14 protein-coding genes are annotated in these 14733 nt (G+C 65.8%); 6 read left to right on the forward strand and 8 right to left on the reverse strand.

Features of this window, described 5'->3' with window-relative positions; all coding sequences use genetic code 11:
- Window positions 1-31 precede the first annotated feature (31 nt).
- A complete protein-coding gene (bfr, locus tag AB1346_12155) occupies window positions 32-502 on the reverse strand; it encodes a bacterioferritin (protein ID MEW6721195.1) in 471 nt (156 codons plus the stop codon).
- Window positions 503-633: 131 nt separating this feature from the next.
- On the opposite strand from bfr, the gene AB1346_12160 reads away from it, so the two are divergent.
- Window positions 634-891, forward strand: coding sequence for a hypothetical protein (locus AB1346_12160; protein MEW6721196.1), 258 nt, complete (start codon window positions 634-636; stop codon window positions 889-891).
- Window positions 892-906: 15 nt separating this feature from the next.
- Here AB1346_12160 and AB1346_12165 read toward each other — a convergent pair whose 3' ends face one another.
- Window positions 907-1410, reverse strand: coding sequence for an SRPBCC domain-containing protein (locus AB1346_12165; GenBank protein ID MEW6721197.1), 504 nt, complete (start codon window positions 1408-1410; stop codon window positions 907-909).
- A gap of 74 nt (window positions 1411-1484) precedes the next feature.
- Here AB1346_12165 and AB1346_12170 point away from each other — a divergent pair, with 74 nt between their 5' ends.
- The 4 genes from AB1346_12170 to AB1346_12185 all read left to right on the forward strand — a co-directional run bounded on the left by AB1346_12170 (window position 1485) and on the right by AB1346_12185 (window position 7203).
- On the forward strand, window positions 1485-2465 hold the full coding sequence (locus AB1346_12170) for an acyl-CoA dehydratase activase-related protein (GenBank protein MEW6721198.1): 981 nt from the start codon (window positions 1485-1487) through the stop codon (window positions 2463-2465).
- Window positions 2462-3529 (forward strand): hypothetical protein, encoded by a 1068-nt coding sequence (locus AB1346_12175; GenBank protein ID MEW6721199.1) that lies wholly within the window; start codon window positions 2462-2464, stop codon window positions 3527-3529. Before AB1346_12170 ends, AB1346_12175 begins: the two co-directional genes overlap by 4 nt.
- Window positions 3526-4530: an acyl-CoA dehydratase activase gene (locus tag AB1346_12180; GenBank protein ID MEW6721200.1), complete on the forward strand. Its 1005-nt coding sequence runs from the start codon at window positions 3526-3528 to the stop codon at window positions 4528-4530. The genes AB1346_12175 and AB1346_12180 overlap by 4 nt, the downstream gene beginning before the upstream one ends.
- A gap of 129 nt (window positions 4531-4659) precedes the next feature.
- Complete coding sequence (locus AB1346_12185; GenBank protein ID MEW6721201.1) at window positions 4660-7203, forward strand: ATP-binding protein; 2544 nt, start codon at window positions 4660-4662, stop codon at window positions 7201-7203.
- Here the strand turns inward: AB1346_12185 and AB1346_12190 are convergent.
- On the reverse strand, window positions 7175-8713 hold the full coding sequence (locus tag AB1346_12190; GenBank protein MEW6721202.1) for a methyl-accepting chemotaxis protein: 1539 nt from the start codon (window positions 8711-8713) through the stop codon (window positions 7175-7177). The genes AB1346_12185 and AB1346_12190 overlap by 29 nt on opposite strands.
- A gap of 164 nt (window positions 8714-8877) precedes the next feature.
- Between AB1346_12190 and AB1346_12195 the strand changes: the two genes are divergently transcribed.
- Window positions 8878-9852: an alpha/beta fold hydrolase gene (locus tag AB1346_12195; GenBank protein MEW6721203.1), complete on the forward strand. Its 975-nt coding sequence runs from the start codon at window positions 8878-8880 to the stop codon at window positions 9850-9852.
- Here the strand turns inward: AB1346_12195 and AB1346_12200 are convergent.
- From AB1346_12200 to AB1346_12220, 5 genes are all read right to left on the reverse strand, one after another.
- Window positions 9813-10178, reverse strand: a complete 366-nt coding sequence (locus tag AB1346_12200) for a cyclophilin-like fold protein (GenBank protein MEW6721204.1) — start codon at window positions 10176-10178, stop codon at window positions 9813-9815. The genes AB1346_12195 and AB1346_12200 overlap by 40 nt on opposite strands.
- A 17-nt stretch (window positions 10179-10195) precedes the next feature.
- Entirely contained in the window at window positions 10196-11263 is a 1068-nt protein-coding gene (locus tag AB1346_12205) for an HD domain-containing phosphohydrolase (protein ID MEW6721205.1), read from the reverse strand.
- Entirely contained in the window at window positions 11250-13169 is a 1920-nt protein-coding gene (locus AB1346_12210; GenBank protein ID MEW6721206.1) for a PAS domain S-box protein, read from the reverse strand. The genes AB1346_12205 and AB1346_12210 overlap by 14 nt, the downstream gene beginning before the upstream one ends.
- Window positions 13170-13180: 11 nt before the next feature.
- Window positions 13181-13585 carry a bacteriohemerythrin gene (locus tag AB1346_12215; protein MEW6721207.1) on the reverse strand — a complete coding sequence of 135 codons (405 nt, stop codon included), beginning with the start codon at window positions 13583-13585 and terminating at the stop codon, window positions 13181-13183.
- A gap of 115 nt (window positions 13586-13700) precedes the next feature.
- Window positions 13701-14733 (reverse strand): ATP-binding protein (locus AB1346_12220; GenBank protein ID MEW6721208.1); only part of this gene is annotated, 1033 nt, incomplete at its 5' end.

The following is a 14733-nucleotide window of genomic DNA, read 5'->3' on the forward strand; positions in this document are numbered from 1 at the left end:
CCCTTCCGGAACCTTGACCTTCAGCCTCCCTCTACCCCTGGACCTGGGTGGTGAGGAAAATGGGAAGCGTCATGTGCCCGATCTGGTCCTGCAGCTCCTCGATGCCGTCGATGTGCTTGTCCTCGTCTTCGAGGATGTGCTGCAGGACATCCCGGGTGGCGAAATCGGCGGCGTCGCCCGCCTGCTTGATCGCGGCGTTGTACGCCTTGACCGCGCCCATCTCCAGCGCGTGGTCGCCGGCGAGCTGCTTCGGAACATCCGCGCCGATCATCATCTTTCCGAGGATGTTGACCGTCGGGGTCCCTTCGAGGAACAGGATCCGCGCGATCAGCTTCTCGGCGTGCTTCATCTCCTCGATGGCCCGCTTCTCGAAATGCTTGTGCAGCTTTTCGTACCCCCAGTTGGCGCACATCTCCGAATGGACCATGTACTGGTTGATCGCGGTCAGCTCGTCGGAAAGCAACGAGTTCAACGTCTCGATGAGCTTGGCGTTCCCTTTCATCGGGCCCTCCCCGCCTCATAAGGATGGATTTTAAAACCATCATACTCCAGCCGGATCCTTGTCGAAAACGTTAAAGATTTTCCACGCGCATCCGATTCAGGATTACAAAGGGCCGCGGGAGGGAAAACGACATGGTATTCGTGCTTTCGGAGACCGGCGGGGGGATCCGCTGGTCGGACTGGCGGAAGATGGGGGGGTGCGGGCTGTCGCTCCAGGCCGAAACGCCGATCCGCAGGTATTATTACGAAAAAAGGCAGCGCTTCGAGAGCCAGAACCCCACCCTGAAGGAGATCGGCAGGATTTCGCGGCTCGCCGAGCGGGAGATCGCCCGGTTCGCGTACGACCACCTCAACCTCGAGGATTTCGTGGTCCCGGAGCCGCCCGGCTGACCGGGCGGCCTCCGTTCACTCCACGCTGTCCCTCAGCTTGTCGAAGGAGCCGTTCCACCCGGTGGCGCAGTCGTCCATCATCTCCTGCGGAATACCGGAATGGCGCAGCGTAACGGTCGTCCGGCCTTCCTCCTCCTCTTCGAACGTCACGGCGATGTAAAGCTCCCGCGGCCATCCCCCCGTTATCCCGTAATGGGACGCGGGGACGATGTTCCCGTCCTTGTCCGAGAAGCTGTCCGTCAGGACGAGCTTCTTCAGCGGAACGATCTCCAGGTAGACTCCCGTGCTCCAGTAATCACGCCCCTCGGGCGACCGCATGCACCATAGATATTTCCCCCCGACGCGGAGATCCATGCTGCAGCGGGGCGCCGTGAAACCCTCCGGCCCCCACCACTGCGCGAAGCGATCCGGCTCCGTCCATGCGGCCCAGACCCGCTCGCGCGGCGCGTCGAATGCGCGCGTCAGGACGAGATCGGAATTCTCCGTGTGTTCGGCGAGGTTGTCGTATCTTCCGCCCATATTCGTTCACCTCCCACATTTAGATGCCCCGATCCGGTGTGGAGCACCGCGCCCGCCGCGACTATACTGTCCCCATGGCCGTGATCGGAATCCCGAGGGCGCTCTTCTATTACAGCTACTTTCCCTTCTGCGAGACGTTCTTCACGGAACTCGGAGCGGAAGTCGTCGTCAGCCGGCCGACGAACAAGAAGATCCTCCGGGACGGCCTGAACCTCAGCAGCGGCGAGCTGTGCCTGCCCATCAAGCTGCTGCACGGCCACATCGCGGACCTCGCGGACCGGTGCGATCTCGTCTTCCTCCCCTACGTCATCTCGACGCAGAAAGGGTCGTACTACTGCCCCAAGCTCATCGCCGCGCCGGACATCGCGAAGGCCGCCGTCCCGGGGCTTTCTCTCATGTCTGCAGACGTGGACGTCGAGAATTTCCTCGGCTCCCTTTTCTCCTCCCTGCGGGAGGTCGCGTCGAAACTGTGCACGAACCCGGTTCGGATCTACGCCGCCTACCGGAAGGCGCTGGAGCGGCAGGCCGCCTTCGAGGCGCTCGTCGCGGGCGGGACGCCGTTCGAGGAGGCACTTTCCCCGAAGCCGCCGGCGGGCGCCCAGGCCCCGGCGGTCAAGGACGGGCCCGTCGTCGCGGTCATCGGGCACACCTACCTGTTCAACGACGCCTACATCAGCTTCGACCTGCTCCGCCGACTCCGGGAGCGGGGGGCGCGAGTCGTCACGTCCGACATGCCGTCCGCCGACCGGATCGCCCGCACCCTCGCCTCCCTCGAGTGCGGAACGCACTGGAGCCTCGGCAACCGCGTCGTCGCCTCGGCGATCCTCTTTTCCCGCAGGCCGGACGTCAAGGGGATCGTCTACATCACGCCGTTCGGATGCTCCTCCGATTCCCTGATCCGGGAGTACATCGACGCCAACCTGCCGGAGGGGAAGCCGATGCTGGTCCTGACCGTGGACGAGCACTCCGGGGACGCCGGGATCGTCACGCGGATCGAGGCCTTCTTCGACATGATCGGCCGCGGGCGGCCTCCGCGCGGAGCGGGGCGGGGATGAAGCGCTTCGCCTTCTACCAGATCGGGAGGTCCGCGATCGCGACCAACGCGTTCGCGAGAAGCGTCGGTATCGAAACGGTCACGATCCCGCCGCCGACCCTCGCCACCATCGCGCGCGGGATTTCCCTCTCTCCCGAATTCTCCTGCTTCCCCTTCAAGGTGCTCCTCGGCTCCCTGCTGGAGGGCATCGACCTGGGAGCGGAAGTTTTCGTCGTGCCGTTCTCCCGGACGATCTCCGCGTGCCAGCTCGCCGATTTCGGCATGGCGCAGAAGCACATCCTCCGCAGGACGGGGCGCGACATCGACATCGTCCTGCTGAACACCATCCGGCCGGACCGGGTGCTCGAGAGCTTCCGGCCGCACCATCGGGACATCACGCTGCTCCAGGTCACCGAGGGGCTGGTCGTCGCCGCGCAGAAGCTTTTCCTCCTCGAAAGCGTCGAGGACGGCTGGCGCGACATCTACCTCGCCGCCCGGAAGCGGGAGGCCGAGGCCTTCCGGGCGCGGTGGACGAAGGAGATCGACGGGACCGACTCCATCCTCGACCTACGCGACCTCGGCCGGCGGATGGACGAGGACCGGGAGTCGTATCCGCCCTTCGACCCGGAGCGGATGCTCCGGATCGCGGTCGTCGGCGACATGTACACCATCAACGAGAGGATCATCAACAACAACATCTTCGAGCGGCTGTGCGACCTGGACGTCTACGCGGAGAACGGCATCCGGCTGCGGACGCTGTTCGACCCGGGGATCCCGACGACGCCGGAGGAACTTGCGCTGTCCGGGAAGGCGCGGGGGTACCTGCGGCACGACATCGGAGGGTTCGCCTCCGACACCGTGCGCAGCGCGATCCGCTACGCCGAAAGGGGATTCGACGGGCTGGTGCACATCTACCCGTTCAGCTGCATGCCGGAGGTCGTCGTCCGGAGCATCCTCCCCGGGATCGGCGCCGACTTCGACGTCCCCGTCCTCAACCTGCCCATCGACGAGCAGACCGGGGACGCCGGCTTCACGACGCGGGTCGAGGCCTTCATCGACCTGATCGAATTCAGGAGGTCCCGATGAAATACCACCTGGGCGTCGACGTCGGCTCGGTGAGCACCAACATCGTCGTCCTCGACGACGCGGCGGAAGTCGTCGAGGCGCTCTACCTCCGGGCCCACGGGGACCCGCTGGGCTCCGTGCGGAGCGGGCTCGAGCGGGCGGCCGCCGCCCTGCCCGCCGGGGCGACGGTTTCCTCCGCGGGGGTGACCGGGAGCGCGAGGCACCTCATCGGCGCGATGGTGGACGCCGACGTGGTGAAGAACGAGATCACCGCGCACGCCGTGGCCGCCACGCATTTCCATCCGGACGCCGCCACGGTCATCGAGATCGGCGGGCAGGACTCGAAGATCATCCTCCTGCGGAACGGCATCGTCGCGGATTTCGCCATGAACAACGTCTGCGCGGCGGGCACGGGAAGCTTCCTCGACCAGCAGGCCACGCGGCTGGGGATCCCCATCGAGGATTTCGGCCGCAGGGCGCTGGAATCGCGGACGGAGGTGCGGATCGCGGGACGGTGCACCGTGTTCGCGGAATCCGACATGGTGCACAAGCAGCAGCTCGGCTGCGCCGTGAACGACATCCTGCGGGGGCTGTGCAGCGCGCTCGTCCGGAACTACTTCAGCTCCGTCGGAAAGGGGAAGGAGATCCGGCAGCCCGTAGTGTTCCAGGGAGGCGTCGCGGCGAACGCCGGCATCCGGCGGGCGTTCGCGGAGCATCTCGGGAAGGAGCCCGTCGTCCCGAAGCACTTCGGGGTCATGGGAGCCGTCGGGGCGGCGATCCTGGCGAAGGATCACGTCGCGAAGACGGGCGGCGCGACCCGGTTCAAGGGATTCGGCATCGCGCGATCGGATTTCCGGACCGGCAGCGTCGAGTGCCGGGACTGCCCGAACGCCTGCGAGGTCGTCGTATTCCGGCAGGACGGCCGGGTCATCGCGATGTTCGGGGACCGGTGCGGAAAGCACGCCGACGCGAAAGCGTCCGCCGCGTCCCGCTTGACAGGCGACCCCGGCGGCGTGGAATAATTTTCCATGGCGTACCGTCAACCCGAGTGACTGCCCGAACCGGTTGCCCGACGGAGGGTGACATGGAACAAGGCCAGAACCACCGGACCGGTTGATATCTCCCCCGACACCCCGATGCCCCAACACCCGATGTCCTCACAGAAGAAACCCGTTCCGCTCCGCTCGCTGCTGACCCGGCTGATCTGGGTCTGCATGCTGCCGCTCCTGCTCCTGGCCGCCGGTTTCACATACGCGCACGTCCGGACCCTGCAATCGCGCTTCGATCGGGAAATCTCGCACCAGGCGCAGAACGCCGCGAACCGGATCGATTTGTTCCTCCAGACGCGCATCTCCGCGTTGCAGGTCCTGGCGGAGTCGCCGATGGCGGTCGACCCGGGGCTATGGAAGGATTTCCACGCGCGGGCCAAGGGGTTCCAGGAGAGCTTCGGCAGCCGCGTCATCCTGGCCGACCCGGATATGCGGATGCGGCTGAACAGCGGCGTCCCCTTCGGGATCCCCCTTCCGGCGCTGCCGCGTCCGCGGGGACATTCTGCCGCGCAGGATGTCCTCGAGACGGGGAAGCCTTCGGTCGGAGACTCGTTCATCGGACCGTTCGCCAAGGAACCGCTGTTCGCGGTTGCGGTGCCTGTCCTGGTCGAAGAGCGGCCGCGGCACATCCTGCTTACCGCCGTCGCCGCGCGTTCGCTTCAGAAGCAGATCGAGGGGATCTCCCTGCCTGCGGGATGGATGCTGACGATTCTCGACGGGAGCGGAGAGACGCTGGCTCGCCGCGCGTCCCCGGACGGGAAAAACGCTCTGCCCGACTGGGGTTCCTGGAAACGCCGCTCGGCACGGTGCTCCGCGTCGCGCTGGTCCGTGGTGGTGGAGGTCCCTCCCGCGGCATACCACAGCCCGATCCTTTCCGCCGCCGCGGCGTTCGCCCTCGCGATCCTCGGGTTCACGCTCGCCGGCGTCCTGGGCGGCCGCTGGATGGGCCGGAAGCTGACCCACCCGGTGGAGTCGCTGGTGATCTCCTCCCTTTCCCGCGACACCGCGCCGGCCGTCGCCGAAGTCGAGGCAGTCCGCACACTTCTCGACGACGCGTCGGCCGCGCGGGCGACGGCGGAGTCGACCCTCCTGGAAAGCGAGCACCGGTACCGGGGGCTTTCCCAGGAGTTCCACGGTCTGCTCGACGCCATTCCCGACCACCTGATGCTCCTGGACCGGGAGCTGAGGATCCGGTGGGCCAACCGGGCCTGCGCGGAAAACTTCGGCGGGACGGCCGATGCGCTTCCCGGCCGGTATTGCTATACGGTGATCCACAATAGGACGGGGCCGTGCAGCACATGCCCGGTCCTGCAAACCTTCGCGTCGGGGAAACCGGTGAACACCGTCGTCAGGATGGGGAAAAACCGCACCTGGGACGTCCGGACGGTTCCCCTGCCCGGCGACGAAGGGAGGATCGAGCGCGTCATCACGGTGCTGCGGGATATCACGGAGCACGAGAAGCTCGAAGCGAAGTATCTCCAGTCCCAGAAGATGGAATCCATCGGGACGCTCGCCGGCGGGATCGCCCACGACTTCAACAACATCCTGTCGGCGATCATAGGGTACGGGCACCTGGCGCTGGGAGACATGCCGTCGGGCGATCCGGGACGGGCGAACCTCGAATCCCTGCTCGAGGCGGCGGACCGGGCGACGCACCTCACGAAGGACCTGCTGCTGTTCAGCCGCAAGCAGGCCGGAAAGCGTGAGCCCGTCGACCTGTATGCGATCATGCGCAAGGTGGAGAATTTCCTGCGGCGAGTCATCGGCGAGGACATCGAGTGCAGTGTGTCGCCGGGAGGCCCGGAGCCGCTGACCGTCCTCGCCGACGCCCACCAGATCGAGCAGGTGCTGATGAACCTCGCCACGAACGCCCGCGACGCGATGCCGCGCGGCGGGGCGTTCTCCGTGGCGGCGGAGCCGGTCCGCCTGGACGACGGGTTCGTCTCCGCGCACGGATTCGGCAAAGCGGGCGAATACGCGCTGCTGACCGTGTCGGACACCGGCGGCGGGATGGACGAGGAAACCCGCAAGAGGATCTTCGAGCCCTTCTTTACGACGAAGGAGGTCGGCAAGGGGACGGGTCTCGGGTTGTCCGTGGTGTACGGCATCGTCGAGCAGCACGAGGGGTTCGTCGACGTGTACAGCGAGCCCGGCCGCGGAACCACGTTCAAGATCTATCTCCCGGTCGACCGCGCCGCGCTCCGGGCGGAAGCCGCGGCGCCCCGCCAGGACAAACCTCGGGGAGGGTCGGAGACGATCCTCGTGGCGGAAGACGACGAAACGCTCCGGCAGCTCGCCTGCCGGTACCTGGGTTCCGCAGGATACACCGTCATCCTGGCGGTGGATGGGGAGGACGCCGTCCGCAAGTTCCGCGAGCACCGGGACTCCATCCGGCTCCTGCTGTTCGACATGATCATGCCGAAGATGAACGGCAGGGAGGCGCTGGACGAGATCCGGAAGGAGCGCCCGGACGTGAAGGCCGTCTTCTCCAGCGGCTACGCCCCCGACCTCCTCGAACGGAAGGCGGGCCTCGAAAGCGACGTCGAGCTGCTCATGAAGCCCTATGCGCCCGACGAGATCCTGCGGAAGGTGCGGGAGGTCCTGGACGGCAGGAAGCTCACCGGTACGCCCCGGCCCCCACGATGAGATCGTCGCATTTCTCGATGTACGCCATCTTGTCCTCGACGGATTTCGTCTTCGGGTTCTGGAACTTGTAGTCCTGCCACCCGCTCCCCTTCGTCCTCGCGATCTCGATCCGCTCGCGGACGTAGAACTTCTTGTCCGGGTCCTGCGCGTCCACCATGCTCTTCCCGATCATCCCCGCGTTCTGTCCGTGGGCGACCACGCTCCCTTTCATGTCGTACACGAACACGTACAGGTCCCGGTTCGTGAACATCCCGCCCTTGTTGTTGATCTCCCGGAAGGCGTCCTCCCTGCCGTGCGCCCGGATGTAGCCGATCGCCTTCTTCACGAGCGCCTCGGCCTCGGCCGCCGTCCCCTTGAAGAACGACACCTTCTCGCTCAGCTCGCCCGTGAGCCGGGCGAGGTCGCCCGCGGAGACCTTGATCTCCTGCGCGGCCGATGCGGTTTTCCGCGTGATCTCCGAGATGTTCTCCATGCTCCGCGTCACTTCCTCCGTCGCGGTCGACTGCTCCTCGGTCGCCGCCGCGATCCTGTGCACGAGGTCGCCTGCGCCGGTGGCCGCCTCGACGACGGAGTCCATGGAAGCGCTCGCCTCCTTCGAGAGCCCCACCCCGCCCTCGACCTCGCCGCCGGCCCGCTTGATGGCCTCGGCGGACTCCTCCGAGGCGCGCTGGATTGCGCCGATCCTGCGGGCGATGTCCTTGGTCGCCTGCCCGGTCCTCTCCGCCAGCTTCCGGATCTCGTCCGCGACGACGGCGAACCCCTTCCCCTGCTCGCCCGCCCGGGAGGCCTCGATCGCGGCGTTCAGCGCCAGCAGGTTCGTCTGGTCGGCGATGTCGTTGATGACCGCGACGATCTCCCCGATCTGCTTGGAGCTCTTGCCGAGCTCCTCGATGGTCTTCGCCGCCTCCCCCGTCATCTTCGCGATCCGGCTCATGTCTCCGGCGGTCGTGTCCACGATCTTCCTTCCCTGCGCCGCCGTCTCCGACGCCTTCCGGCTCGCGTCGGCGGCGTACGAAGCGTTCTTCGCCACGTCGGTGATCGTCTGCGAGACTTCCGTGATCGCGGTGACGATCTGGTCCACGTGGGAGGCAAGGTCCTGCGACCCCCGGCTGAGGCCGTCGGACGAATCCGAGAGCCGGCGGCTCCCGTGGGCCACGCTGTCCGAAACCATCTTGACGCTCGCGATGACGCCCCGGAGCTTGTCGACCATCGCCTGCATCGACGCGAGCAGCTTCCCGATCTCGTCCGAGCTCCCCGTCTCCACCTGCTTGTTCAGGTTCCCGGCGGCGAGCGCGTCGGCGATCAGGAGCGCGCGGTTCAGCGGACGGACGATCCCGCGGGTGAGGTACGCGGCGATCAGCGCCGCCAGCGCGACGACGACGGCGACCAGGACGAACGTGACCGTCCGCGCGCCCTGGTACATTGCGACGAACGTGGTGGCGATCGTAAGGAGAAGCACGATCCCGAAACCGAGAAACAGCCGGGCGCCGATCTTCATGTCCTTCAGCATCTCCCCTCCTCCCGGGTTGACGAAATCCGCGATTTCATAAATTTTTCCATAAATACCATGAGCCCGGCTCAGTACACCAAATGTTTCGACGGAGCGGCGGAGCGGAAAGCCGTTGACGCGCATCCCGGGCGAGGATAACTTATAAATTTCCGATGAACGACGGGATGAGCGGCTTTCGACCTTTCCCGCTGGTGAGAAATCCCCACGTCCAGTCCATCCTTGCGAGCTCCCGCCTCCGCGTCCGGAAGGAGGCGCCCGGGCTGCGGAACGCCGAGGAGCGGATCGTCTCCACCCCGTCCGGCGCGAGGCTGCTCGCCCTTTTCTCCCGCCACCCCGCGCCGAAGGGGCTGATCGTCCTCCTGCACGGGTGGGAAGGATCCTCTTCCTCCACGTACATGATCGACGCGGGGACTTATTTCCTCCGGCGGGGCTTCAGCGTGTGCCGGCTGAACCTGAGGGACCATGGAGAGTCGCATCACCTGAACGAAGGGCTGTTCCACGGCGCCCTCCTCGACGAGACCTTCGAAGCGGTGGACCTCCTCGCCGGCCCGGCGGAGAGCGGGCCGGCCTTCCTGGTCGGATTTTCCCTGGGGGGCAACTTCGCCCTGCGGATCGCCCGCAGGTACTCCGGCCTGGGGCGAAGCGGCGTGCGCGCCGTCTTCGCCGTGAGCCCGCCGCTCGACCCCTTCAAGACCACGGTGGCCATCGATCGCGGCCCCTCGATCTACCTGCGGTATTTCCTGACGAAATGGAAGCGCTCCCTGGAAAGAAAGCAGCGGCTGTTTCCGCACCTGTACCGCTTCGACGGGATGCTCGACGCGGGGACGTGCCTCGATCTCACCGAAAGGATCATGCCTTATTTCCGGGAATTTCCGACGTACCGGGATTATTTCGAGCTGTACACCCTGCGGGACGCGTTCTTCGACGGCCTGGAAATCCCCGTGACGATCTTCATCTCGGACGACGACCCGGTCATACCGGGGGAGGATTACGACGCGTTGTCGGAGCACCGGAACCTGCGGGTCGTCCGGACGCGATACGGGGGGCACTGCGGCTTCATCGACCTCTTCCCGCTGCGCCGCCGGTATCACGAGGAGATCTACGCCGCGATCTCCACGTTCTTCAACGTCGCGCCGTAGCGGCGGAACGCCGTCGCGTCTCCCCGGATCTTTCCCAGCGCGACGCCGGGGGAGGCCATGCGCGGCTCCGTCCCACGGCTGGCGGGGGTCGGGCCGAAGAAGATGCAGAGGGCGTTTCCGGGCGGCCAGAAGGCTACCTCGCCCACCTCGAACACATCCCGCACGGGATCGCCCGCGGGATCGATCTTCCCCTTGAGCGCCCCGTAGAATTCGTCCCCCCACCGGGACATGGAGATCCGCTGCGGAAGGAACCTCATCAGCTCCCGGACGGCATTCCCCTCATACAGCTCGACATCGAACCGCGCGCCGTCGACCTCGATCCGCATGGCTTCACCTCCTCCGATCAGGCATACCGCTCCAGATAGATCCTGTCGAAATCGGGCGCGACGCGGACGAACGCGCTCAGCACGGCGGGATCGAACTGCTCCGGCGACGTCCTTCCGTCCCCCTCCGTGAGGATCCTGAAGCATTTTTCGTGGTCGAACGCCGGCTTGTAGGGCCTTTCGCTCCGCAGCGCGTCGTACTGGTCGGCGATCATCACGATCTTCCCCTCGATCGGGATCTCGTCCCCCTTCAGCCCCCGCGGATACCCGAGGCCGTCCATCCTCTCGTGGTGGTTCAGGGCGATGACGGCGGCCATGGGCATTCCCGAGTAGGTGGATCCGGACAGCATCCTTCCGCCGATGATCGTGTGCGCCTTGATGCTCTCGAACTCCTCCGGCGTCAGCGGCCCCTGCTTCAGCAGGATGCTGTCCGGTATTCCCACCTTGCCGATATCGTGGAGGATGCTCGCGAAGGAGATCGCCTCGACGAACTCCCCCGGCATCCCCAGCCCCTCGGCGATCGTCCTGGAGTACAGCCCGATCCGCTTGATGTGCTTCCCGGTGTCCGTGTCCCTGTACTCCGCGACGCCGGCCAGCCGCTCGACGATCTCCCGGCTCGCGGACTGGACCTTCTCCAGCGCCTCCTTCAGCTCCCGGGTCCGCTCTTCGAGGCTCTGCTCGAGCATCCGGGTATAGTCCTTCTCCAGCCGCTTGAGCCGGCAAAAATCGATCGCCCTGTTCATGGAATGGGCGAGGTATTCGGGTTTGAAGGGCTTCATGATGAAGTCGAACGCGCCCTTCCGGATCGCGTCGATGGCCATGTCCATCTCCGCGTAGGCCGTCATGACGAGGACGGGCAGCTCGGGATCGAGCGCGTGCGCCATCTCCAGGAACTGGAGGCCGCTGATCCCCGGCATCTTGATGTCCGTCAGCACCGCGCAATAGGCGCTTTCGCGGAGCCGGGACATCGCGTCCGCGGCGTTGGCGCACGCGGTCACCCGGTACCCCGCCCGGCCCAGCAGCCGGGAGGTCGATTGCAGCACGAACGGGTCGTCGTCCACCAGAAGGACCGCGTCAGATGCCTGCATCGAGCACCTCCCGGATCTTCCTCGCCAGCATCGTCGGAGCGAACGGCTTCTGCAGGAACGGATGCCCGCCGTCCGGCGCCAGCCGGTCAAGGACCGCGTCGATGGAGTAACCGCTCATGAAGATCGCCTTGAGGCCCGGTTTGTCCCGCTGCATCTCGCGGTACGCTTCCGGTCCCCCTTTTCCGGGCATCACCACGTCCAGCACCACCAGATCGACCTTCCGGCTCCGCCGGAAGAGCCCGACCGCCTCCTCCCCGTCCCGGGCAATGAGGACATCGTACCCCAGCTCCTTCAGGGTCCGGTGGGCGACCGCCAGGACCGACTCCTCGTCGTCCGCCAACAGGACCGTTTCCGTCCCGCCGCGGACCGGCTCCTCCGCGAGATCCTGCGAAACGGCATCCGGCGCGGGCTCCGCGGCCGGGAAGTACGCCTTGAGCGTCGTCCCCTTCCCCGGCTCGCTGTAGAGGTGGATGAACCCGTTGTGCTGCTTCACGATCCCGTACACCACCGCCAGCCCCAGCCCCGTCCCCCTGTCCGGCTCCTTCGTCGTGAAGAACGGGTCGAACACCCGCTCGCGGGTCCCCTCGTCCATCCCGACGCCCGTGTCGGTGACCTCGAGCACGGCGTGCCTCCCCGCGCGCATGTAAGGATGCCGAGCGACGTCTTCCTCGCCGAGAACCGCGATCCCGGTCCCGATGAAGAGTTTCCCCCCTTCCGGCATCGCGTCCCGCGCGTTCAGGCAAAGATTCATCAGCGCCTGCTCGATCTGCCCCCGGTCTCCACGGATCGCCGGCAAACCGTCCGCAAGCCTCGTGCGGACCTCGATGCGCTCGCCCGCCGCCTTCCCGATCAGCTTCTCCAGCCCGGCGACGAGCGCGTTCAGGTCCAGGTCGACCGCCTCGATGGCCTGGCGGCGGGCGAACGTCAGGAGCTGCCGCGTCAGCGTCGCCGCGCGCTCCGCGCAGCGCAGGATGTCGCCCAGGTCGCGCTCGGCCTGCGCGTTCCCCGAGATCTGTTCGCGCAACAGGTTCCCGAAGCCGAAGATCCCGGTCAGTGCGTTGTTGAAGTCGTGCGCGATCCCGCCCGCCAGCGTCCCCACCGCCTCCATCCTCTGGGCCTGGAGGAGCTTCCGCCCGAGCTTCTCCCGTTCCTCCTCGGCCCGCTTCCGGTCGGTGACGTCCCACACGGTCGAGATCATCAGCGACGCTCCGGGCACGGGAGTGTTCCTTGCGTTGACGTACCTGGTTTCCTCTCCCTTGCGGGCGATCGGCACGTCCTCCCAGTGCATCCGCTCCGGGTCGTGGCCGGCGCAATCGTCCAGCACCCTCTTCCGGATCCTTTCCCGGAAGTCCGGATCCTCGTAGACGGCGTCCCAGAACGCGCCCGGATCGGCGAGCGCCTCCCTCGTCGTCCGGTAGAACTTCGGGAAGTTGTCGTTCATGTAGACGAAGTCCACCGCGGGGTCCACCGAGTTCACGGCCAGGCCGACCGGCAGGTGGTCCATCACCGCCCTCGTGAACGCCTCGTTCCTGCGAAGCGCCTCCTCCGCCCGCTTCCGGCCGGTGACGTCCCGGACGATGATGCTGGCGCGCTCCTCCCCGTTCGCCATGCGCGAGACGACCGAGGTGATCTCCACCGGGACGATCGTCCCGTCCTTCCGCCGGAAGTTCAGCTCTCCGGCGAACCTCCCCTTTTCCTTCCTTTCCTTCAGCGCCGGCAGCAACCTCGGGTCCTGCGGGTCGATGACCGCTTTCCTCCCGATCCGGATCAGCTCCTCTTCCGTGTAGCCGAACAGCTCGCACGCCGCGGCGTTGGCCTCCAGCACCCGGCCGTCCGGCGTCGTGATGAACATGGCGTCGAGACTGTTCTCGAAGAACGTCCGGTAACGGCTCTCCCTGTCAGTCATGGATCTCGCCTTCAGTTCCGGATTTCGGAAATATATTCCCCATACTTTTTATCCGATTCGAGGATGTGGTGCAGGAACCAGTCTTTTAAGAATGCGAGTGTGCTGATCGGGATGTAAGCGTTCCCGTTGGAAAACTGCTGCTTCAGATCCGCAACCTGCGCTGCGAAGAATTCATGTTGTCGTTTCTGCCGCTCAAGTTCCTGAAAGCCCGATAATTCCAGGAGCCGCTCCTCTTCGGAAAAATGATGTTTAACGTAATCATCAAGCTTTTTCAGCAACGGTTCGAGGATCTCTCTTCCCTTGCTTCCTCCCGCCGCCGCTTCCAGCTGTTTAAGATAGTCGAAAAAATTCCTGTGATGCTCGTCCATTTCATCGATACCGGTGCAAAAATCTTCTTTCCATTCCGGCGATCCCATTTTTTTCCTCCTTCTCCTCCGGAAGCGGAAATCGTCATGAAATTGGCCCCCGGAGGTACCAACCTGCATTTCGGAAACAGGGCGTCAAAACTTCAACGCAAGATGAGGAAATTCCTCAAAGACCCCGGTCGGCCAGGACATCTTTCACTTTTCGCGCAATGGAAGCCGGCGTGCACGGCTTCTGCAGGAAGGCCGCTTTCGAATCCATGACCGCGCGTTGGGCGATCTCCTCCCCGGCGTAGCCGGACATGTAGATCACTTTGGTGCCGGGCCTCATCTCCCGCAGGCGCTCGTATAGCTGTCCGCCCCCCATTCTCGGCATGATCACGTCGGTCAGCAGCAGGGCGATCTCCCCTTCGTGCGCCCCGGCGACCCGGAGCGCCTCCTCGCCGTCGCCCGCCGAAAGGACCCTGTATCCGCTCTTCTCGAGGACCCTGACCGCCAGCCTTCGGAGCGGCTCGTCGTCTTCCGCGACCAGGATGGTCCCTTCCCCGCGCGGGGCGCCGTCAGGTGGGCGGGGCGTCTCCCCGGCTGCGGGCTTCGGCTCCTCCGCCCGTGGAAGGAGGACGCGGAAGGTCGATCCCGTCCCGGCTTCGCTGTGAACCGATATGTATCCTCCGCTCTGCTCGACGATTCCGTAAACGGTGGACAGCCCCAGCCCGGTCCCCTTCCCGGGCTTCTTCGTGGAGAAGAACGGCTCGAAGACCCGCGAGCGCGTCTCTTCGTCCATCCCTTCCCCGGTATCGCTGATGGAGAGCTGGACGTATCGGCCCGGCGGCAGGGGAGGGCCGTCGCCGGAAGAATCCTTCCCGAGGTAGAGGTTGGACGTCCGGATCGTGATCGTTCCCCCTCCCGGCATCGCGTCCCGGGCGTTGATCGCCAGGTTCATCACCACCTGCTCGATCTGTCCCGGATCGACCTTCACGCTCCACAGGTCCTCCGCGAGGATGGTCCGTAAATCCATTTCCTCCCCGATCAGCCTGCGCAGCATCGTCTCCATCCGGGAGACCACCCCGTTCAGCCCCAGCACCTTCGGCTGCAGGACCTGCCGCCGGCCGAACGCAAGGAGCTGGGAGGTCAGCTCCGCGGCGCGCCGCGCGGCCCGCCGGATCTCCACCGCGGCCTCCCGGAGCGGCGAGTTCCCTACG

This window comes from Thermodesulfobacteriota bacterium, from assembly GCA_040758155.1.
In the GTDB taxonomy this organism is placed as follows: Bacteria; Desulfobacterota; Deferrimicrobia; order Deferrimicrobiales; family Deferrimicrobiaceae; genus UBA2219.